This is a genomic window from Paractinoplanes pyxinae (assembly GCF_026626335.1).
Lineage (GTDB): Bacteria > Actinomycetota > Actinomycetes > Mycobacteriales > Micromonosporaceae > Actinoplanes > Actinoplanes pyxinae.
The window spans coordinates 49,445-69,535 of the sequence record NZ_JAPNTZ010000010.1 but is presented as its reverse complement, the minus strand read 5'-3'; the positions used below and the strand labels follow the sequence as shown (position 1 = coordinate 69,535).

Sequence of the window (20,091 nt, the reverse complement as noted above, 5' to 3'; positions counted from 1 at the left end):
GACGTGTCGAGGGCGATCGAATGGATTCTCCTGGGTGCCGGCAGTTGCACGGCGATCATCGTGGGACTGCAGTGGCACCGCCCGGCCCGCATAGGGCCGTGGCTGCTGCTGGCCGGCGCGGTGTTCGCGCTAGCTGTCGGTGATGTTTTCTACGCCTTCGAGGTGATGTCGGCGGCTACGGGCTGCTATCTGGCGATGTTCGTGCTCGTGGCGGGCGCGCTGCTGCGGTTCACCGAGGGCGGCTCGGTGCTGGTCGACCGGGCCCGCCTGATCGACCTGCTCGCGTTCGCCTGTTCGGCACTGCTCGTCATCTGGGTCTTCGTGATCGCCGACAACAGCCCCTGGGTGCGGATCTCGGCGTCCGATGTGATCGGTTCGCTGCTGCTGGTCGGGGTCGCGCTGCGCCTCAACCTGGCCACCGGCCGCAACGTCTCGGCGATGCTCCTGCTGGCCGGCTCGGTCGGCCTGCTGGCCGGCGACGTGCTGTTCCCGCTGCTGCAGAGCGAGGGTTCCGAGTCCGGTTACCGCGTCCTCTACATCGCATGGGGCTTGGCTGCCCTGCACCCGTCTATGGTGCGGCTGACCCAGCCCATGCCGCCGCGAACCACCCGCTGGCACGGCCGCTGGGCCGCCCTGCTGGGCGCCTCGGTCGCCACCCCACCGGTCGTGCTGCTGATCGAGGCCCTGGACGGCACAGTCCGCGACGGCGTCCCGATCGCCATCGCCGGCGCGATCACCCTGACCTTGACGATCACCCGCCTGGCCGACTCGGTGACCTTGAACAGCCAGGCCCTGACCCGCGAACGCGGCCTGCGCAGCGCCACCGCCGACCTGGTCTCAGCCACCGACATAGCCGCCGTCGACGAGGCAGTCCGGGCCGGCGTGGCCGCCCTGATCCCCTCGACCGCCCTGCGCCGCGTCGTCTTCGCCCCCGACGACCGCCAGCTGGCCGCGGTCCAGCTACCCCCCGCTCCCCCCGGCCGCCGCCCCCGCAGCTGGTGGGCCACCCCCACCATCGAAGCCACGGCGGTCCCCTCAACTCCCCGAGCCGCCACAAGCCACCCGATCGCGCCCAACGGCCCGACGGCCCTGAACACGCCCACCCGGCCCCCCGCCGACGCCTCCGCGCGGAGTCGAGCCGACGCCCCCACGCCGAGCGGACCCGACGCCTCCACACTCAGCGGACCCGACGCCTTCGCGCGGAGTCGACCCGACGCCTCTGCGCTGAGCGGAGCCGACGCCTTTGCGCGGACTGAGGACTCCGCCTTGTCGCGGAGTGAGGGTGCCGCGCCCGGTGGCCCCGGCGCCCCCGGCAAAGTGAGCGGGGCGAACGACGAACTGTCCGGCAGCACCAGCCCAGAGGCTGCGGCCAGCGGTCAGCCCACCCGCCGTCTCGGTCTCCGCCGCCGCCCAAGCTGGCTGACCCGAACGCTGCGCCGCATCAAGCGCCGCCCATCCGAGAGCGACACCAAGTCCCAGCAGCCACGCGCCGGTCAGGGCTCCCACTCCATTGAAGCCACTCGTCAGCCCTCAACCGGCAGCGACACCGATCGCCGATCCTCCTCCGCAGCTGGCGCCGACCACCGCTTCCGCCTCGGCGACGCCGTTCACTGGTTCTGGTCCGGCGAGATCCGGCGCTCATCGCGCTCCGGCGAGACCGGGCGCTGGTTCCGCTCCGGCGGGGCCGGACGCTGGTTCTCTTCGGGCAGCCCCGCGCCGGCCGACGAGGAGACGACGCTGGTCTGTCCGCTGTGGCTGGAACCGCTGGCCGTGGCCCGGCCCAGCGGTGGCGCGCTGATCCTCACCGGCCGCCGCGAGGCTCTGACCGCCGCCCACGACGCGCTCGAGGTGCTGGCCGGTCAGGCCGCCCTGGCCCTCGACCGGATCAGCCTGGTCGAGGCCGTCGGCCGCCGGGACAGCGACCTCTACCTGCGCGCGGTCATCAGCAACACCGCCGACCTGATGCTGGTGCTCGACGAGGACCAGCGCATCCGCTACGCCAGCCCCGCCCTGCACGAGGTGCTGGGCGACGAGAAGCTTTCCCCGCTGGCCACCCTGGAAGACCTGGTCCACCCCGACGACCGCGGCCAGATCCGCCGCGCGTTCGCCACCGGCGGCGACGGCACGTTGTTCTGCGCCCTCCGCCGCCCCGACCACAGCCAGGTGCTGGTCGAGGCCACCTACCGCGACCTGCGGGACGACCGCCTGGTCCAAGGCTTCGTGGTAACGATGCAAAACGTGTCCGACACTCAGGACCCCATCGACCGCATCCCCCACCGCGACCACGTCGACGAACTCCCAGCCTGGGTAAACCGCCGAAGCGCCCAGCACAAGTTCCGCTACTAACCGCCGATTCGCCCACCCAACCCAGGCCTGCCCGACCCAACCCGGATCCGCGCGACCCCCAACTCGAGCCCGCGCTACCCAACTCGGGCCGGCGCCACCTGACCCGGATCTGCGCAACCTGACGTTGTCGGGCGCCACCGCGAGTTGAGCGTGCGCCAACTCGGCCTTGGCGTACGCGACCGCGAGTTGAGCGTGCGCCACCCCAGCCTTGGCGTACGCGACCGCGAGTCTGAGCATGCGGCAGTCCTGCCTTGGCATACGCGACCGCAAGTTGAGCGTGCGCCACCCCAGCCTTGGCCTACGCGACCGCGAATTGAGCCTGCGCCACCCAGCCTTGGCATACGCGACCGCGAGTTGAGCGTGCGCCACCCCGGCCTTGGCGTGCGTGACCACAAGTCGGGCGTGCGTGACCACGAGTTGGGCTGTGAAACCCGATCGGTGTGCTGACGACGCTACGCCGGAGTCGGTGACGGCTGCGCGTTGTCCACATCGGCGGCCTGTCCACAGGGGTGGTTGACAAGGCGGTAACTGACGGCGCCAGCTTGGGGCGCAACCACTTACGCACGTCGCGCGGGTGGGTCGAGCGTCATGGACGCGCCAGCGGCCAGCTCGACCCGCCCGCGCCCTCGGCGGGAGCGACGGTCTGCACCCACCACCCCGCTACGACATCCAGCCCTTGACTTTGATCTACCGGTTCGCGCCCACGAAGCCAAAAGCCGGGAGGAGCAACGCCCGACCCCGCTCCGACATCCAGCTCTTGACTTTCATCTACCAGTTCGGGCCCACAAACCCAAAAGGCGGAAGGAGCAACGCCCCACCCCGCTCCGGCATCCAGCCTTCAACTTCGATCCGCCGGACCTGACCACAAACCCATAAAGCGGCAGGAGCAACGCCCCCACCGCCCACGACAGCCCTTGACTTTTGTTGGGAAACGGCGAAGCGCCGGGCCAAGAGGCCCGGCGCTTCGTTGTCAGCGATTACCGGTGGATGCGACGGCGACCGCCGACGCCGGCGACAAGCGCCACACCGATCGCGGCCAGCACGACCTGGAACAGAAGCTCGATCCAGTCGAAGCCCTTGGTGTCGGCAACGCCGGTGGCGCGGGCCAGCACGGTGCCCAGCAGCGCAGCGACGACACCGATGACCAGGGTCAGCCAGATCGGGATGTTCTGCTTGCCCGGTACGACCAGGCGGCCCAGGGCGCCGATGATGAGACCGACGACGAGAGCGGTGATGATGCCGGTGACAGTCATTGGGGGTTCCTCTCGGGGGTGAAGCAGTTGTTGCGTCCGTCGAGCCCCAGAGTTCCCGAGTGGTCGAAAGCCCAAACCGATTTATTTTTTGGTTGCTCCCTTGGTGTCCGGAGCGTCGGATGTCGACAGCGCGGCGATGAACGCCTCCTGCGGCACCTCGACGCGGCCGACCATCTTCATCCGCTTCTTGCCTTCCTTCTGCTTCTCGAGCAGCTTGCGCTTGCGGCTGATGTCACCGCCGTAGCACTTGGCCAGCACGTCCTTGCGGATGGCGCGGATCGTCTCGCGGGCGATGATGCGGCTGCCGATGGCGGCCTGGATGGGCACCTCGAACTGCTGCCGCGGAATGAGCTTCTGCAGCTTGGAGGCCATGCTGACGCCGTACGCGTAGGCCTTGTCCTTGTGCACGATCGCGCTGAAGGCGTCGACCGGCTCGCCGTGCAGCAGGATGTCGACCTTGACGAGGTCGGCCACCTGTTCGCCGTCGGGCTCGTAGTCGAGCGACGCGTACCCCTTGGTCTTGCTCTTCAGCTGGTCGAAGAAGTCGAAGATGATCTCGGCCAGGGGCAGCATGTAGCGGAGTTCGACGCGCTCGGCCGAGAGGTATTCCATGCCGAGCAGGTTGCCGCGGCGGCTCTGGCACAGCTCCATGACGGCGCCCACGTAGTCGTTGGGCACCAGCACGGTCGCGCGCACCATCGGCTCGTGGATCTCGGAGATCTTGCCGGCCGGGAACTCGCTGGGGTTGGTGACGATGTGCTCCTCCGCGTCCTCGGTGTAGACGCGGTAGACCACGTTGGGCGCGGTCGAGATCAGGTCGAGGCCGAACTCGCGTTCCAGCCGCTCACCGATGATCTCGAGGTGGAGCAGGCCGAGGAAGCCGCAGCGGAAGCCGAAGCCGAGCGCGGCCGACGTCTCGGGCTCGTAGGTGAGCGCGGCGTCGTTGAGTTTGAGCTTGTCGAGCGCGTCGCGCAGCGCCGGGTAGTCGGAGCCGTCGATCGGGTAGAGGCCGGAGTAGACCATCGGCTTGGGGTCTTTGTAGCCGCCCAGCGCCTCTTTTGCCGGCCGCACGTTGCCGGTCACCGTGTCACCGACGCGGGACTGGCGGACGTCCTTCACGCCGGTGATCAGGTAGCCCACCTCGCCGACGCCGAGCGCGCCGGCCTTTTCCATCTCGGGTGAGACGACGCCGATCTCGAGCAGTTCGTGGACGGCGCCGGTGGACATCATCTTGATGCGGTCGCGAGCCTCGATGCGGCCGTCGACGACCCGGACGTAGGTGACCACGCCGCGGTAGACGTCGTAGACCGAGTCGAAGATCATCGCGCGGGCGGGGGCGTCGGCCTCGCCGACCGGGGGCTGGAACTGGCGGACGATCTCGTCGAGCAGGTGGTCGACGCCCTCGCCGGTCTTGCCGGAGACGCGGAGCACGTCGTCGGGCTCGCAGCCGATCAGCTTGGCCAGCTCTTCGGCGTACTTCTCGGGCTGCGCGGCCGGGAGGTCGATCTTGTTGAGCACCGGGATGATGTGGAGGTCGTTCTCCATCGCCAGGTAGAGGTTGGCGAGGGTCTGCGCCTCGATGCCCTGGGCGGCGTCGACCAGCAGGACGGCGCCCTCACAGGCGGCGAGGGAGCGGGAGACCTCGTACGTGAAGTCGACGTGGCCCGGAGTGTCGATCATGTTGAGAACGGCCGACTCGCCCTGCTGCCCGCCCTCGCGCACCACCCACGGCATGCGCACGGCCTGCGACTTGATGGTGATGCCGCGCTCGCGCTCGATGTCCATGCGGTCGAGGTACTGGGCGCGCATCTGCCGCGGGTCGACGACGCCGGTGATCTGCAGCATCCGGTCGGCCAGCGTCGACTTGCCGTGGTCGATGTGGGCGATGATGCAGAAGTTGCGGATGCGAGCGGGATCGGTGGCACCGATCACGTTCACGCCGGGGTCGAGCGGTCCAGGCACGATCTTCCGTTCTTATCGTCCGAGCGGTGGGCCGGCGAGCCGCCGGCGCGTTCTATCGTCCCACGTCCGCACGGAACCCCCACTCACACCCGCTCAAGGGGTGCCCGCGGGCGCGCTCACGGCGGCTCAGATCGGCTCCAGCGAGGCGTGCGGGAGCGGCGGCAGTTCGGCGACCAGCGGGTCCCCGGGCCGGACGGCTCCGCCTCGCAGAACGACCGTCATGATGCCGCCCTTGCGGACGAGATCACCCTTCTCGTCGTGGCCGATCACCTCTTTGAGCAGGCCGGGCTGGAACTTGTTGATCTGCTGGCACGGGTTGCGGAGCCCGGCCACCACGAGCGCCGGCCGCGGGTCGATGCCGCGCGCCTGCCCGGCCGCCGCCTCCCGAGCCACCGCGGCCCGCACCGCCTCGGCCGCCCGGGCAGTGGGTTCGTTCAGCTTCGCGGCGTCGGCCGCCGCCAGCACCGCGTCCAGGACGCCTGCGTCCCACTCGGCCGGCTCCGCCTCGACGCCGAAGCGCAGGATCGTGCCCACCGGCAGGCCGAGCAGGTCGAGCCCGCGCGTCGTCACGTTCTCGCCCAGATTGCCCGGCCGGACCTCGTAGCCCTTGTGCGCGACGTCGGCGAACAGCTCTTCGTGGATCAGGTGCACCTGCCGCAGGTTGGGCTGCGTCGGATCGACCTTGACGCGGTGCCTGTGCCGCACGTGGACGCCCGCGTGCGTGTCGCCCTCGATGCCGAGGCCCGCGATCAGCACGATCTCGTCCCGCGCGGGCTTGGTGAACGAGTAGACGCCGTTGCTGCTGACCGAGGCCACTTGCCCTTGCGCAGTCTCCATGAGCCGCAGTCTGACCGAGCCGGTGGTGACGGATCGACCCATTTCTCAGCTCACTCGGGTGGCGCCAGGAACAGCGCGGACAGCTTGGGCAGGCGGCGTTGCATCTCGTCCTCGTTGTCGAAATCCCACAGGTCGGCGGCGTCGGGACGGGTGACCGGGCGGTCGGACGCCGGCAGCTCTTCACCGGTGGCCTGGGCGTAGGCGTCGGCCGCGATGGACAACACCTCTTCGGCCTCGAAGACGGCGCCGGTGTCGGCCGCGCCCCGCACCACCGCCACGTCGGCCAGCGAGTCGGGTGATTTCACCGATCGGGCCACGGCGTCGCGGCCGTGGGCGATCAGCCAGCCGCGGAAGCTGTCGAAGCCCTCCTCGGAGCAGCCGCCGTTGATCAGATAGGCCGCCGCCCACAGATCTTGCGTGCCGGAGGCGACCATGACCTTGTCGAGATGGCGACCCCAGGCCACGATCTCGTCCGGATCGCGGGTGGCCAGGTCGGCCGCGGCGCGTTTGGCCACATCGGCGGGCGAGGCGGGCCGATCGGCGGTCGCCCGGCTGATGACGGCCCAGAAGTCGTCGGTTCTCATGCCACAGATCCTGCCAGCGGGGTACGACAAAACCGGGCCGGGCAGGATAGGGGTCGTGCGATCGATTTCGCTCCCCGACGTGCCCTATGGCGCCACCGCCGTACGCCCCGGCTGGCCCGACCTGCCTGACGGCCTGCGCCGGGCCGTCGCGGCCCGCCTCGGCGGCCAGGTGGTCACCGTACGCAGCGCGGGCGGCGGCTTCACCAGGGCGTTCGCAGCCCTCGTGACGACTTCGTCCGGAGCCACCGGCTTCGTCAAGGCCGCGCCGCTGAAAGACCCGACCTCCGACTGGTACGCCCGTGAGGCGTACATCACGGCGAATCTTCCCGCCGAGGTGGCCGCACCCCGGCCGCTCTGGACGCTGGTCGAGTCCGAGTACTTCGCGCTGTGCCTCGAACCCGTCGACGGCCACGTGCCGGCCCTGCCCTGGTCGCCTCCGGAGCTGGACGCGACGCTGGCCGCCTGGTCCACTGCCGCCGAAGCCCTGGCCACGCCGAGCGGCGAGCTGCTGGAGGCCGGTGTGCCCCGGCTGCCGGACATCCTGCGCACCGAGATGTCGTGGTGGTCGGAGATCTCCGCCGGGCGCGAACCGATGCCCCGCACGGCGCACGGCACGGTCGCCCCGACCCACCTGGCCCACCTGGCCCGGCTCGAGCAGGACCTGCCCGCCCTGGTCACGGGCGACGCTCTCATGCACGGCGACCTGCGGATCGACAACGTGCTCGTGGACAAGGACGGCAAGGCTCTGCTGTGCGACTGGACCTGGCCGTGCCTGGGAGCCCCGTGGTTCGACACGGTGACGCTACTGGTCACCGCCTTCGCCAGCGGGCTCGAAGCCGACTCGTACCTGGCCGGCTGGGACGCCCCGGCCGAGGGGGTCGACGGGGCGCTGGCCGCGCTGGCCGGATACTGGCTGGTGCGGGCGGACGGCGGGCCGAGCAGCGCGTCCCCGCACAGCCGCCAGCACCAACGGTTCAGCGGCGAGCAGGCGCTGGCCTGGCTGGCCGACCGCCGGGGCTGGTGAGGGCGTTTTGGCGGCTCGCCGCGCTGCTGGTAGTCTTGCTCTTCGCGTGTGATGACGCGCCACTGGCGACCATCCCGCTGAGACCGTTTCCGAACACCTAGTCAGGACAAGGCTGTCGCGTGGCGAACATCAAGTCCCAGATCAAGCGCAACCGGCAGAACGAGAAGGCCCGGCTGCGCAACAAGTCGGTCAAGTCGTCGCTGAAGACCGTGATCCGCAAGCTGCACGAGGCGAGCGAGGCCGGCGACACGCAGACCGCGACGACGCTGCTGCGTGACGCCTCTCGTCAGCTGGACAAGGCCGTCAGCAAGGGCGTCATCCACAAGAACCAGGCGGCGAACCGCAAGTCGGCCATCGCCAAGCGCGTCTCCGCGCTTTCCGCCTGATCCTTCGCGGGTAACGCCAGCCAGCAGGCTGCACACCGGGCACTGCCGATTCGGCGGTGCCCGGTGCTTTTGCTTGCTTGCTTTCCGGTACGGGCCTGAGCCCGCCCATAAAGAGGAGCGGCAGTGACCACGGCCACCGGCGCATTCCGCCTGCCGATGCCCCCGGAACAGGCGTTTCCCCTGTTCACGGCCCGCGGCGAACGGTCATGGGTGGCCGGTTGGGAGCCCCGCTTCCCGGCCGGCGACGTCGACGACACCGAGCCGGGCACCGTCTTCGTCACCGGCGCCGGCGAGCAGGTCACGACCTGGGTGGTCGTCGACCGCGTCGCCGGCGAGACGATCCGCTACGCGAGGGTCGTTCCCGGCGTGACGGCCGGCACCGTGCGGGTCGACGTGCGCCCCTCCGGCGCCGGCAGCGAGGTCACCGTGACCTACGACCTCACCGCGCTGACGCCCGAGGCCGAGCCGGCCCTGCGTGACTTCTTCGCCGGGTACGCGCACTTCCTGGAGTCGTGGCGCGAGGCGATCGGCGCTATTCGTAACGACGAGTAGCGGACTGGCGAATCCACTGCTGCTGGGCCTCGGCCCTTTCCACCCACGGACGCTTGATCGGGGCGCCGCGACCACGGTCGATCACGCCCGGCAGCCGGGTCGTCTCTTCACCGGCCCGGCTCTCGTGAGTCATGCCGGCCGGCCGCAGCGGCGCCGTACGGGCGTGCGCATGCTCGGCGAGCATGGTGGCGCCGGCCGAGCGGGCCGCCGCACCGAGCCCGGCGCTGGGCGTCACGGTCACCGGAGGCGGCGTCAGCGACCCGGCGATCACGTCGTTGAGCTTGACCATGATGGCCACCGTGACCGGCAGCACCAGCACGCCCCACCAGCTCACCAGTTCGGCCAGGGCGAGCAGGATGCCCAGCGCGACCGAGCCCTCGAGGAACACGAAGCAGAGGAACCCGCTGGGCCTCAGGAACTTCAGGCGCAGCATGCGGGCGTAGAGCGGCCGGTGCCCGGCCGGCTCGGGACCGCGCGGCCGGCTCATCGGGCACCGCCCGAGCGGGCCGCGGCCACGGCGAAGACGGCCTGCTCGAGGGCGTAGCCGCGGTCTTCCGCGCCGCCCTTGACCGCGGCGTTGCAGACGGCGGCCGCGCGCATGGCGTCGACCAGGCCCTCCGGCGTCCAGCCGCGGCTGCGTTCCTGGGCGCGCTGGATCTTCCAGGCGGGCATGCCGAGCGAACTGGCCATCTGGTACGGATTTCCGCGCCCCGCCGAGGCCACCTTGGCCACCGTGCGCACACCGTCGGCGATGGCGTCGGCGATCGGCACCGGGTCGACGCCGACGTGCAGCGCCCACCGCAGAGCCTCGAGCGCCCCCGGCACGTCACCGATCATCGCCGCGTCGGCCACCGTGAAGCCGCTGACCTCGGCCCGGCCCTTGTAGTAGCGGGCCACGACGGCCTCGGTGATCTTGCCGTCGGTGTCGGCCAGCAGCTGCGAGCAGGCCGCCGCGATCTCGCGCAGGTCGTTGCCGACGGAGGCGAGCAGCGCGGAGGCGGCCGCCTCGTCACACTTGCCACCGTTGCGGCGGAACTCGTCACGGACGAACGCGATCCGCTCGCGGTCGCCCTTGAGCTTGGCCGCCGGCACGACGGTGGCGCCGGCCGCGCGCAGCCCGTCGGCCAGCGCCTTGCCCTTGGCCCCGCCGAGGTGGGTGACGATCAGCGAGACGTCGGGGTCGGGGTTCTTCGCGTACGCCACCAGGGCGGCGATCAAGTCTTTCCGGGCATCCTGCCCGGAACGGATCACAAGGACGCGCCGGCCGCCGAACAGCGACGGGCTCAGCATCTCGGCCACCTCGCCGGCCGACAGCGCGCCCGCCTCGTATTCCCGCACATCGGCGCCGGGGTCGGCCGCCCGGGCCGCGTCGACGGCGGCGGTGACCGCGCGAGCGGACAACAGCTCCTCATCGCCTTGGACGAGCAGCAACGGGGCGGGAGGCGCGGTGTTCACGCCCAATATCGTTGCACGAAGGGCTGACGTTTCCGCGAGCCTCACTCCTTAGCGCAGACCTATGGATCAGGGAATGCGAAAGCAGACATATCGGCTCCCGGCCATGCCCGCGCTGGTCCACCCGGTGCTCGATCAGGCTGGATGTCTCCGGAACCCGCTACTACGCCCCGATAGGCCCATCAACCCCCATCGTTAGTCCCAAGACCCACCTGAACGGACTAACCCGGGCGTGTCGGCGCGCGGGCGCCTAGGCGGGCGGCGGCAGTTCGGACGGCAGCATCGAGCCGACCCAGACGTCGACCCGGACGCCTCGATGCACGAGCCTCTGCCGCAGCACCGCCTCGACCGTGAACCCGGCCTTCTCCGCCACCCGCCGCGACGCCTGGTTGCCGAGTTCGGCCCGCCACTCGACGATTCCCAGGCCGAGCGTCCCGAACGCCCATCCGCAAAGCGCCCGCACCGCGGCAGTGGCGATCCCCCGCCCGCGGGCCGCCGGATCCATCCAGTAGCCGATCTCGCCCGCGCCCGACCCGTTCAACCCAAGGCCCACCCGGCCGAGCCGGGTCGCCTGGCCACCGTCCGGCACCGCGGTTTCGACGACGAACTCGGCCCGGGTGCCCTTGTCCCACCCCGCCACGCACATCTCGCGGACGAAGAACTCGGCGTCGCTCCGGTGATACGGAACGGGGATCTGCAGGTACTTCTGCACGAGCGGGTCCAGCGAGACCTCGTACACCCAGGGGATGTCGCCCTCCTCGAACGGGCGCAGCCGGAATTCGCCGGCGGTGATCGTCTCTCGCTCCATCCCGGCATTGTGCGCGCTTCGCGCCGGGCTGCGTGTCAGACATCGGCGCCGACGGCGGACGGCCAGGTCAAGGCGCGGGTGGTGGGTCACCCCGGGCGACGACGGCCAGCCCACGACCGGTGGAGACCGCCGCCAGGTCGCCCGATTGATCCGTACGCAGGACCCGCGCGCCACCCCGGGCCAGCCGCGCCAGCAACGAAGCGTTCGGATGCCCGTAGTCGTTGCCCAGGCCGACCGAGACCAGCGCCACCGTGGGCCGGATCTCGTCGAGGAACCGCGGCGACTGATAGCTCGAGCCGTGATGCGCCACCTTGAGCACGTCGGCCCGCACGGCGTCCGGCCCCAGGTAGTGCAGCATGTCTTCCTGCTCCTCGGTCTCAGCGTCGCCGGGCAGCAGGATGGACCGGCCGTCCACTTCGGCCCGCAGCACCAGAGAGTTGTTGTTGGGGTCGGAGTTGGTGCCTCGCAGCGGCTCCACCGGCCCGAGCACCTTCAATCGCACTTCCCCCACCGCGTACGCCCATCCGGCGCCAACCGCGTGCAGGGGCACCCGCCCGGCCGCCTCAGCAACCGCAGCGTGACCAGCCGGCGGTTCGGGCCAGTCCGGTCCGACCACCCCACGGACGTCCCGGTTCCGGAAGACGCCGGCCACCCCGCCGATGTGGTCGGCGTGGAAGTGGCTGACCACGAACAGCGCCACCTGGCGCACCCCGAGCCGGCGCAGGCAGTGGTCGACGGCGTTCGGCTCCGGCCCGGCGTCGACGACCACCGCTCGTCCCGCTCCCGCCGGCAGCACGATCGCGTCGCCCTGCCCCACCGCGCACGCGACCACGAGCCAGCCGGGCGGCGGCCAGCCCGAGGCGAGCAACCGCACCGGCAGGGCGCCCAGCACCCCGCCGAGCGCCACCACCGTGACCAGCTTGCGGATCAACGGCCGGCGCGTGGCGATCAACAGCCCGACGGTGATCACTGCGAGCAGCAGCGCGCCGGTGAGCCCGCCCGGCCACGGCAGCGCCCCCGCGGGCACCCGGGCGCCGTAGGTCGCGATCAGCACCAGCCACTGCGCCGGCCAATGCCCCATCCAGGCCGCGAACTCGGCCCCCGCCGGCCAGATCGGCGAGATCAGCGCCGCGGTGACCCCGAACAGGGTCGCCGGCGCGATCGCGGGCACGGCCAGCAGGTTTGCCGGGACGGCGACGACGCTGATCGTGCCGGACAGCCCGGCGACGACCGGTCCGCACGCCACCTGGGCCGCCGCCGGCACGGCGAGCGCCTCGGCCAGCCCGGCCGGGCAACCTCCGCGGCGCAGCCCGTCCCGCCAGACCGGGGCGAGCAACAGCAAACCCGAGGTGGCCAGCACGGACAGCGCGAAGCCGACGTCCGACGCCAGCTCGGGGTCGTACACGATGAGCACCGCCACCCCGGCCGCGAGCGCGGGCAGCGCCGCCCGCCGCCGGCCCGAGGCCAGCCCGATCAGCCCGATCGCACCCATCGCGGCCGCCCGCACCACACTGGGCGAGGGCCGGGCCAGAATGACGAAGCCAACCAGCGCCACGGCACAGATCACCGCCGTGGCCACCGGCCCGGCCCGGGTCCGCCGCACGGCGAAGAGCACGACGCCGAGCAGAATGGCGACGTTGGCCCCCGCGATTGTCAGATAGCGGGGTTATTCACGACGGCTTGTAGGGCTCGACGGTCACCCGCACGAAGTGCTCTTTGCCCACGTCGTCGGTGTACTTGACCCACTGGGCGGACCCCCACGCGTCCGTAGTCGGATCTCCCTGGAGGTCGTAACGCGGGTTGTCGGCCAGGTGGTCGATGATGTCGGCCAACACGGCGCGTTGGGCCTCGTGCGGGTGCGGCAACTTGGTCATGCATCTCCTCGTGAACGCAGAACGGCCCCGACCTCCACGCTAGAGGTCGAGGCCGGTTGGGGTCGGTCTACGGGTGGCGGCGGCGTTCCCGTTCGGCCAGTTCGATCAGACGTTGCCGGGCGGCGGCCCGTTCGTCGGCGGACCATTGCCGGGCGTAGTCCACGGCGGCCGTGTGGCGGCGTTTCGCGGCCCGGCGTACCCACGGCACCCAACGCCAGATTCGGGCCGTCACAACGCGTCCCGTCCGGGCCAGACGATCAGTAGGTTGCGGATGCCGGTCGCGGCCGACACCGCGCCGGGCACGGCGTCGAACGACAACGCCTCGATGCGGGAACCGTCCATGGCGTGGACGGTCCACCCGGCCGGGTGCCGGTGTGCCACGGCGATCGGTCGGGTGGCCAACGCGCGGGGTTCGTCTCGGTCGCGGAACGACACGATGAGATCAGCTTTGGGGCCAGGTACGGTCATCGCGGGTCGCCTCCTAGGGGCGATCAAGGCCCCTGGTCGGTGTTCGCTGCACTTGACCGGGGGCCGCCTTGAGTTCTGCCACACACCGTAATGCGATGTGGCCTCATGCGTCACCCGTGTGAGGCCACACGACGCCGTTCCGGCGTGGCCTCACCTACCCGAGTGCTTGACTACCGCCGTGCTGAAAGACCTTGAGACGGCCGCGCGGGCGTACGCCGACGCGCAGGCCGCCGTGGTCGAGGCGCAAGAGACGTTGGCTGCCCGGCGGGCCGACGTCCCCGAGGCCCGCCAACGCCTGGCCGACACCATCGTGGCGGCGGCACAGGCGGGCGTCCGGCAGCGCGACATCGTGGACGTCACCGGCTACAGCCGCGAACAGGTGCGGCGCATTCTGCGGGCGGCCGGAATCACCGACTGACCGGCCGTCAGGCGCCCCTGGCGTAGAGCTGTGTCTGCCGACCGGCCGAATAGGCGGTGGCCCCGACGACGGTCCGCATCTCCTGGGCCATCATCTGAGCCAACATCCGCAGGTCGGCCGGGTGCCAACGCATCGGTTGGTCGGCGCGGCGCAACGGTTCCGGGCGGCCGGTCGCGTTGTGGACCATGTTGTAGCCGGGCGCGAGAACGCCGCCGGTGTCAAACGTGGGCACCTTGCCACCGGCACCGAACGCCACGTGGATGTGGTTGCGGTGCTGCTGCATCAGGGCGTTGTTGAACGATCCCTTGTTGACGCCGCGCGTGTACGCGTAGTCCCGGTGTCGGGTGCGGTGGATGAGCTCCAACGGCCGCCGGGCGGCCAGGTAGGACGCGAGGGCGTCCTGGTTGTAGCCCATCCAGTCGACGGCCCGGCCGGACCCGTGCCACTTGGGGTCACCCGGCCGGTAGGCGTTGCCGAACGACCCCGAGATCGGGCCGGTGGAACGGATCAGGGAAACGATGCCGCGCCACACGCCGGAATCGCCTCGTTGGGCCGAAGGAGACGACGGCCAACCGCCGAATGTCCCCGACCCACCCCGGCGTCCACCCCCGTCGCCGAATAGCCCACCCATCAGCGATTTCAGGCGATCAATCGCGCCGTCTCGCACACGGTCGGCCATGGCGATGAGCGCTTCTCCGTACGGGCCACCTGCCACATCGCGGATGCGACCGATGACACCGGACACCTTGCCCTTCACGTACTTGACGGGGTTGGACAGGAAATCGATCAGGCCGCCGAACGCATAGCCCTTGAACTGCCCGTCATTAATGGCCTGCAGGACCGGCAGGTGCTTCTTCGTCTGTCGGGCGTTGACGACGTATTCGCCACCGGCCAAGCCGATGGGTTGCCCGCCCGGCCCGTAACCGACCATGTTGTCGACGTCCGAGGGCGCACCTGGCAGCCGGCCTGAGAACTGGCCGCCGTGCGCGAAATTGGCCTTAAATTCAGGGGCGCGCAGATTGCCCGGCAGGTGCAGGAAATCGGCCACCTTGTTGAACACGCCACCGATGCCGTTGAACACGGTGTTGATGACGAACCGGGCTGGGGTAGCGGCGAAATCCTTGAGCTTGTCCCACCACGCCTTGACCGTATTGACGCCGCTCTTGAATGCGTCAGGGATTGTCTTGCTGACGAAGTTCTTCACCGGGTTGAAGACCTTGTCGCGGATGAACTTCCACCCGCCCATTACTCCGTCGCGTAGGCCGTGCCAGGCCCCGACCACCTTGTCTTTCATGGCGTTCCATGCACCCGAGGTGGTGTCTCGCAGCCACTTCCACGATTCCACCAATTGGCTGATGGCGCGTTTGATGGACGGCCACAAGGTGTCGGTGATCCAATCGCCCACCACCTTGATGGCCTTCTTAATGAACTTCCAGGCCCCGTCGATGATTTTCCGGGCCGTCTCGTTGTGCTTATACAGGTAGACGACCGCTGCCGTCGCTGCACCGAGAACGGTGATGATCAGACCGAGCGGCCCCATGGCGAAACGAATCGCGCCACCGAACGCGGTGGTGCCCGCCGCAGCGGCCGGGGTCGTGGCGGCGGCGGTGCCGGACGACGCGGCCAGCGCGGCAGTGGACGCAGCCAACTGCCGGGTGGCGGCGGCCTGCGCGAACATTCCGGCGACACGGAACGGTTCAGCCAAGGTGGAAACCGTCGTCGCCAACTCCTTAATGGCCACGACGGCGGCGATGGCGGGCAACGCCTTCACCAATGTGTCCACGTTGTCGGCCAAGAACTTCATGCCCGCCCCGGACACCTTCAAGGTGTCCGCGAACGTGTCTTTGCCGCCTTCCCGGAAATTGGCGATGAACGTCTTGACGTACGGCGCGGCGGCCCCGGCCGCGTCGCGGAATTTGTCGATCCACCCGCTGATGTCGGCGTCGGCAACCTTCGTGGCGAATCCGCCGAACTTGTCGGCGGCACCCGAGACGAACGACACGACGGCGGGACCTTCACGACGCCACAACGTCTGGAAGGCGGGCAACATCTCCTCGTTGAACTTCTTGACCAGGCGGGTGACCACCGGCAAGAACGACGTGCCGATCTCCGCCCCGAAATTGGCGAGTTCGGCTTTGGCGATGCGCTGCTGGTTGGCCAGACCGGCTGACGTTCGCTCGAAATCACCGATCGTCTTGGACCCCTTGGTGCCCAACTGTTCGTACAGGGCGGCCTGCACGGCAAGGACGCGCTGTTGCGGGGTCAACGCCTGATTGGTGGTGTTGATGATGCCGTTCTTCAGGGCGGTCGATTTGAGCGACGCCTCGTTCAGCAGGACGCCGTACTTCTCGATCGGGTCCGATTCGCCGCGCATGGCCGCGCCGATGGCCTCGATGGCTTCCTCAGGTGACGTGTTAGAGAACGACGCCATGTCGGACGCCAAACCCGACAGGCCGGTGCTGAATCCCACCAGGTCTTTGCTGGTCAGCCCGGCCTGTTTGCCGTAGATGGCGAACGTGGCCGCACCGTCCAGGGCGGCCTTCTTCGATTGGCCCATGGACGTTGACGCCTGCGAGGCCCACCGCTGGATTTCGTTGCTGTTCTTGCCGAACACGGTGTTGGTCTTGCTGATCGTCTCGTTCAGGTCGGACGCGGATTTGACCGCCGCCCCGAGGCCCTTGGCCAGACCGACCGCCAGGATGCCGGTCCCGGCGGCCAGCGCGGTGCTGATGTGCGATGCCAGACGGCGGCCCATGCCGGGACCGGCGGCGTCGGCCGCCCGTTCTCCGGCCTTGACCGTGGCCGACGACAGTTCGGGCTCGAACCGGGTTGTCTCGGGCCGCACGGACACGAACAACGCGCCGAGCGAACCGCCACCGGGTGACGTCATGGGGGCCTCTCCTATCGCGGGTGGTGGCGGTTAGCCGCGAGGCATCCGGCTACGGCCGAAGGCGATCAACGGGCGGCGGGGGCGGCGTTCCGGTTCCCCTTCGTTGTCGGGGTGGATGCCTGCCGCGCGCAACCGGTGGTCTTGCGCGGCCTGGTCGGCGGCCAGGGTCGCGGCGGACTGGTCGATGGCGACGGCCGCCGCAAGACCGGTGTGGAAGCTCGATGCCTGTTCGGCGCGTTTGGCCGCCTCGCCGCGTGCCTGCCACGCCTCGTCTTCGGCCTTCTTCGCAGTCCGCACGATCTTGCGGTGCCGGTCCACGTCAGGGTTGGGCTCACCCACGATGTAGTCGGGGGCGAACACGCGGCCACCGAACGTCTCGTCACCCTGTTGTTCGAGCGCTTCCCGGTAGGCGCGCGCCTCCAACCATGCGTTGTTGGCGGCGTCGAACGCCGCACGGGCCGCGTCGAGTTCTTCGGACGCGGCAGCCACGGCGGGATGCACCGGTGTGGGCGCAACCGACGTGACGTACGGGTCCGGCTGCACGGCCACGAACACGTCCGGCTCGAACGGCGGCACTAGGCCCAACCGGCGGAACCTTTCGGCCGCCGGAAGGCCGGCCGGGAGGTCGGCGGCCCTTTGGCGCAGGTCGGCCAAGTATTCGGCGCGTGTCGTCATCGGTCGTTCCCCTCGCGGTCGTCGTCGGCGGCGTCGTCTGCGACCGGGGCGGCATCAGCCGGCTGGTCCAGGTCGGGATCGGGCGGCGGCGGGACGTCCTTCGTCTCGTGGGTCCACACGGCCTTGTTGTTCTTCGTGGTCTGCATGGCGGGGTCCGATCAGACTCGGAGTACGGACAGGGTGGCGTCGGCGGCGGCCGACCGGATGGCGTACACGACATCGCCGGGGTCGAGGTCGATCGGGCCGACGGTGGCCCCGGCGGCGAGGTCGAATCCGGCACCGGCGGCGACGGTCGGGCCGCCCAAGTCGGCGGCGTTCGCGGACGTGTTCTTGATGATCAGTCGCTCCCCGCTACCGGCGGCGGTGTTGAGGGCGACGGGCGTCGTGGACGCCGTGATGCGTTGCGCCGTAACAGCCATCGGGCTTCCTTCCGTCTGCTAGGTCTGGTCGCGGACACGCGCCGCGACGGCCTGTAGTTCTCGCTGGTCCCGGATGCGTTCGACTTGCACCCGGTCGTAGATGGCGCGCACGTCGCCGTCGGCGTCGGTCTGGCCGAGCGAGACGGTGTGCGTGCCGACGCCCGCGCCGCGCAGCACGGGGGACACCTCGTGGACGTTGACGCGTTGGATGACCCGAGACGCGCCGGTGCCGTCTCTCGGCGTGGCCCGCCGGGACGCCGTGACGCCGAACCCGTAGCTGTATTCGGCCCGCGCGCCCAGACCGCGCAGCACCTCGAGGTGCATCCGCGCCATGGGCGTGTCGAACAGGACTCCGCGGAACACCGCCAGGTCGCCTTCTTCGGTGACCTGGCCGACGCCGATCGGAAGGTTCCACGGCCCCATGTCGTTGACGCTGTGGTTCCACGGGCCGAACGGCACCGGCCCGGTGTTGCCGGTGAACGCGCCCCGTTCATAGGTGTCGCCGTCGCGGTCCACCGCGCCGGGCCGCAGGTCCGCGAACGCCACCACGACGGTGCCGATGCCCGGCGCGACGTCGAGGCCCGGCACCGACCGGCCGGGGCCGACGTCCACGGTGCCGGACACTGCCGCCTTCCGGCCGGTCGCGGCGGTCACCAATCCACCTCGCCACCAGCGCGCAACAGCTGCCGCATTTCCTCCTGCTGGGCGAACAGCTCTTCCACCAACGTGGCGCGGTACTCCGGGTCGGTGCGCGCCCGTTCGGACTCGAATTTCTCGCGCAGGTAGAACGACCTCGCCATCAGGTCGATCGCCTGTTCAGCCAGCACCTTGGCCGCCGCGTCGTGCATCGTCTCTGCGACGTCCGCAAACAGCTCGTCATCGGTCGCCACGACGACCCCCTTCCACGTAGTCCGTGATGCTTCGGACGGTGACCCGGCGGCCCGCTCCCGCGCCCACCGCATCGAGGTCGCCACGCGCGGCCATTCGCCTGGCGGTCGACGGATGCACGGCGAGACGCCGGGCCGCTTCCCGGAACGTCACCACCGCCGCACCGTCTACATGCGACGACCTTGGGCCAGCCGGCTCGGCCGTGTCCCGAATCGCCTTCCGGCGCGCGCCATCGATTGCCTGCGCCTGTCCGGTGTCGGCGTCCGGCCCCAGCAGTGCGTCCAACAGGCCCACGAGCTGCGGCGGGAGGTCCGCACCGTTCCGACGCATCCACGCCTGCTCCAACATCAGCGCGTGCGCCAGCGACCGGCGCGACGCGGCGTCCAGCACGCCGAACATCACCGGGGCCGTCACGACGCCACCCCCAACCGGCGCGTCTCAGACGCCCCAGACCGGGCGGGGGTACCCGGTTGCACCCGAGACGGGGTTTCGGCCGTCTGTGGCCGTCCCGTTCGGGTCGGCGGGCCGGTCCCGGCCGACCGGGCACGGCGACACGGACGACACGTCCGCTGCCCTGGCGGCAACGACCCCGGACCCCGCGCCAACATCCGGCCGCAACCACCGGCGCACAACGCGTCTCGCAGACGGTCCAACCGGGCGTCGTTCAACGCGCGCCGACGGGCCGGGTCCATCGCGGCCCACTGCGTCCGCGCCTTCGCGTTTCGCAGTTCGTTAGCCGAGCGAATTACACCTGTAGAGAGAGAATTGGAGACGGGGCGCGGGGTTTCCAGGTCCACGCGTTTACGTGTTGACCCCTCCCCCCTACCTGCCGGGCTACCCATCGGCCGCCTGGTCGTGCCTGTCACCGACAGGGCACGTGCCGTCCGGGTCGAGCGCAACGCCGCATCGTTGGCCGTCGCGTGCGGCCCGACACATCGGCAGGTCTGCGAGACGTTGTGCTGTCGTGCCATGCGCAGGCACCAACGGTGTGGTGTCGGCCTTGACCTGTCGGCTGCGTGCTGCGATGCGTGCTCGTGCTTCAGCGATTGCGACGGCTGCATTCGTGCGTTGCATCTCTTCCACCTATCCATCGGTGAATGTCTTTGGATTGGTACGGCATCGCGCACACACGCACCGGTTGCGGCCGTACGAAGAACAACCCACGCGGCTTCTGGTTGGTCGGTGTGTGGCTGGTCTCTGGTTGGTACGGGGCTCCGCCGGATACCCCCAACGCCCTCCGCCGGATACCCCCAAG

22 protein-coding genes and 1 pseudogene are annotated in these 20,091 nt (G+C 70.1%); 5 read left to right on the top strand and 18 right to left on the bottom strand.

All coding sequences use genetic code 11. The annotated features are described in order from the left end of the window. Positions 1-3: 3 nt before the first annotated feature. Positions 4-2,346, top strand: coding sequence for a PAS domain-containing protein (locus OWR29_RS27350; RefSeq protein WP_267566133.1), 2,343 nt, complete (start codon positions 4-6; stop codon positions 2,344-2,346). 977 nt (positions 2,347-3,323) lie between these two features. On the opposite strand, the gene OWR29_RS27345 is transcribed toward OWR29_RS27350, so the two are convergent. From OWR29_RS27345 to OWR29_RS27330, 4 genes are all read right to left on the bottom strand, one after another. Beyond that, positions 3,324-3,599: a GlsB/YeaQ/YmgE family stress response membrane protein gene (locus tag OWR29_RS27345; RefSeq protein WP_253243242.1), complete on the bottom strand. Its 276-nt coding sequence runs from the start codon at positions 3,597-3,599 to the stop codon at positions 3,324-3,326. Positions 3,600-3,680: 81 nt separating this feature from the next. Further along, positions 3,681-5,561, bottom strand: coding sequence for a translation elongation factor 4 (gene lepA, locus OWR29_RS27340; RefSeq protein WP_267566132.1), 1,881 nt, complete (start codon positions 5,559-5,561; stop codon positions 3,681-3,683). 126 nt (positions 5,562-5,687) lie between these two features. Then, on the bottom strand, positions 5,688-6,398 hold the full coding sequence (locus tag OWR29_RS27335; protein ID WP_267566131.1) for an MOSC domain-containing protein: 711 nt from the start codon (positions 6,396-6,398) through the stop codon (positions 5,688-5,690). Positions 6,399-6,448: 50 nt separating this feature from the next. Continuing rightward, positions 6,449-6,982: a DUF4240 domain-containing protein gene (locus tag OWR29_RS27330; RefSeq protein WP_267566130.1), complete on the bottom strand. Its 534-nt coding sequence runs from the start codon at positions 6,980-6,982 to the stop codon at positions 6,449-6,451. A gap of 55 nt (positions 6,983-7,037) precedes the next feature. Between OWR29_RS27330 and OWR29_RS27325 the strand changes: the two genes are divergently transcribed. The 3 genes from OWR29_RS27325 (at position 7,038) to OWR29_RS27315 (ending at position 8,944) form a co-directional block, all read left to right on the top strand. Next, positions 7,038-8,006 (top strand): phosphotransferase family protein, encoded by a 969-nt coding sequence (locus OWR29_RS27325; RefSeq protein ID WP_267566129.1) that lies wholly within the window; start codon positions 7,038-7,040, stop codon positions 8,004-8,006. Positions 8,007-8,125: 119 nt separating this feature from the next. Beyond that, positions 8,126-8,392, top strand: a complete 267-nt coding sequence (rpsT, locus tag OWR29_RS27320; RefSeq protein WP_267566128.1) for a 30S ribosomal protein S20 — start codon at positions 8,126-8,128, stop codon at positions 8,390-8,392. Positions 8,393-8,515: 123 nt separating this feature from the next. Next, a complete protein-coding gene (locus tag OWR29_RS27315) occupies positions 8,516-8,944 on the top strand; it encodes an SRPBCC family protein (RefSeq protein ID WP_267566127.1) in 429 nt (142 codons plus the stop codon). Here the strand turns inward: OWR29_RS27315 and OWR29_RS27310 are convergent. The 7 genes and pseudogenes from OWR29_RS27310 to OWR29_RS27280 all read right to left on the bottom strand — a co-directional run bounded on the left by OWR29_RS27310 (position 8,925) and on the right by OWR29_RS27280 (position 13,513). After that, positions 8,925-9,431, bottom strand: a complete 507-nt coding sequence (locus OWR29_RS27310; protein WP_267566126.1) for a hypothetical protein — start codon at positions 9,429-9,431, stop codon at positions 8,925-8,927. The two genes, OWR29_RS27315 and OWR29_RS27310, sit on opposite strands and share 20 nt — an antisense overlap. After that, on the bottom strand, positions 9,428-10,408 hold the full coding sequence (holA, locus tag OWR29_RS27305) for a DNA polymerase III subunit delta (RefSeq protein WP_267566481.1): 981 nt from the start codon (positions 10,406-10,408) through the stop codon (positions 9,428-9,430). Before holA ends, OWR29_RS27310 begins: the two co-directional genes overlap by 4 nt. Before the next feature lie 238 nt (positions 10,409-10,646). Next, on the bottom strand, positions 10,647-11,204 hold the full coding sequence (locus OWR29_RS27300; protein ID WP_267566125.1) for a GNAT family N-acetyltransferase: 558 nt from the start codon (positions 11,202-11,204) through the stop codon (positions 10,647-10,649). A gap of 67 nt (positions 11,205-11,271) precedes the next feature. Continuing rightward, a pseudogene (locus tag OWR29_RS27295) lies at positions 11,272-12,855 on the bottom strand (ComEC/Rec2 family competence protein); the annotation flags it as partial. A 19-nt stretch (positions 12,856-12,874) separates the two neighbouring features. Continuing rightward, positions 12,875-13,078, bottom strand: a complete 204-nt coding sequence (locus OWR29_RS27290; RefSeq protein WP_267566124.1) for a hypothetical protein — start codon at positions 13,076-13,078, stop codon at positions 12,875-12,877. A 67-nt stretch (positions 13,079-13,145) separates the two neighbouring features. After that, a complete protein-coding gene (locus tag OWR29_RS27285; protein WP_267566123.1) occupies positions 13,146-13,286 on the bottom strand; it encodes a hypothetical protein in 141 nt (46 codons plus the stop codon). Between the two features lie 20 nt (positions 13,287-13,306). Next, positions 13,307-13,513 carry a hypothetical protein gene (locus OWR29_RS27280; RefSeq protein WP_267566122.1) on the bottom strand — a complete coding sequence of 69 codons (207 nt, stop codon included), beginning with the start codon at positions 13,511-13,513 and terminating at the stop codon, positions 13,307-13,309. A 211-nt stretch (positions 13,514-13,724) separates the two neighbouring features. On the opposite strand from OWR29_RS27280, the gene OWR29_RS27275 reads away from it, so the two are divergent. Further along, positions 13,725-13,964 (top strand): hypothetical protein, encoded by a 240-nt coding sequence (locus OWR29_RS27275; RefSeq protein WP_267566121.1) that lies wholly within the window; start codon positions 13,725-13,727, stop codon positions 13,962-13,964. Between the two features lie 7 nt (positions 13,965-13,971). On the opposite strand, the gene OWR29_RS27270 is transcribed toward OWR29_RS27275, so the two are convergent. The 7 genes from OWR29_RS27270 to OWR29_RS27240 are packed head-to-tail and all read right to left on the bottom strand — an operon-like array spanning position 13,972 to position 19,250. Next, positions 13,972-16,854, bottom strand: coding sequence for a phage tail tape measure protein (locus OWR29_RS27270; protein WP_267566120.1), 2,883 nt, complete (start codon positions 16,852-16,854; stop codon positions 13,972-13,974). Between the two features lie 30 nt (positions 16,855-16,884). Continuing rightward, on the bottom strand, positions 16,885-17,508 hold the full coding sequence (locus OWR29_RS27265; protein ID WP_267566119.1) for a hypothetical protein: 624 nt from the start codon (positions 17,506-17,508) through the stop codon (positions 16,885-16,887). Positions 17,509-17,525: 17 nt separating this feature from the next. After that, positions 17,526-17,675, bottom strand: a complete 150-nt coding sequence (locus tag OWR29_RS27260) for a hypothetical protein (RefSeq protein ID WP_267566118.1) — start codon at positions 17,673-17,675, stop codon at positions 17,526-17,528. A 12-nt stretch (positions 17,676-17,687) separates the two neighbouring features. Then, positions 17,688-17,948 (bottom strand): hypothetical protein, encoded by a 261-nt coding sequence (locus OWR29_RS27255; RefSeq protein ID WP_267566117.1) that lies wholly within the window; start codon positions 17,946-17,948, stop codon positions 17,688-17,690. An 18-nt stretch (positions 17,949-17,966) separates the two neighbouring features. Continuing rightward, on the bottom strand, positions 17,967-18,602 hold the full coding sequence (locus OWR29_RS27250; protein WP_267566116.1) for an HK97 family phage prohead protease: 636 nt from the start codon (positions 18,600-18,602) through the stop codon (positions 17,967-17,969). Continuing rightward, positions 18,599-18,838, bottom strand: coding sequence for a hypothetical protein (locus tag OWR29_RS27245; protein ID WP_267566115.1), 240 nt, complete (start codon positions 18,836-18,838; stop codon positions 18,599-18,601). Before OWR29_RS27245 ends, OWR29_RS27250 begins: the two co-directional genes overlap by 4 nt. Next, entirely contained in the window at positions 18,825-19,250 is a 426-nt protein-coding gene (locus OWR29_RS27240; protein ID WP_267566114.1) for a helix-turn-helix domain-containing protein, read from the bottom strand. The genes OWR29_RS27245 and OWR29_RS27240 overlap by 14 nt, the downstream gene beginning before the upstream one ends. Positions 19,251-20,091: the final 841 nt, after the last annotated feature.

What these genes read in the sequence shown, in the direction of transcription:
- OWR29_RS27345 (WP_253243242.1), bottom strand. Translation starts at nt 3,599, where the DNA reads ATGACTGTCACCGGCATCATCACCGCTCTCGTCGTCGGTCTCATCATC.
- OWR29_RS27335 (WP_267566131.1), bottom strand. Translation starts at nt 6,398, where the DNA reads ATGGAGACTGCGCAAGGGCAAGTGGCCTCGGTCAGCAGCAACGGCGTC.
- OWR29_RS27330 (WP_267566130.1), bottom strand. Translation starts at nt 6,982, where the DNA reads ATGAGAACCGACGACTTCTGGGCCGTCATCAGCCGGGCGACCGCCGAT.
- OWR29_RS27310 (WP_267566126.1), bottom strand. Translation starts at nt 9,431, where the DNA reads ATGAGCCGGCCGCGCGGTCCCGAGCCGGCCGGGCACCGGCCGCTCTAC.
- OWR29_RS27300 (WP_267566125.1), bottom strand. Translation starts at nt 11,204, where the DNA reads ATGGAGCGAGAGACGATCACCGCCGGCGAATTCCGGCTGCGCCCGTTC.
- OWR29_RS27290 (WP_267566124.1), bottom strand. Translation starts at nt 13,078, where the DNA reads ATGACCAAGTTGCCGCACCCGCACGAGGCCCAACGCGCCGTGTTGGCC.
- OWR29_RS27270 (WP_267566120.1), bottom strand. Translation starts at nt 16,854, where the DNA reads ATGACGTCACCCGGTGGCGGTTCGCTCGGCGCGTTGTTCGTGTCCGTG.
- OWR29_RS27260 (WP_267566118.1), bottom strand. Translation starts at nt 17,675, where the DNA reads ATGCAGACCACGAAGAACAACAAGGCCGTGTGGACCCACGAGACGAAG.
- OWR29_RS27255 (WP_267566117.1), bottom strand. Translation starts at nt 17,948, where the DNA reads ATGGCTGTTACGGCGCAACGCATCACGGCGTCCACGACGCCCGTCGCC.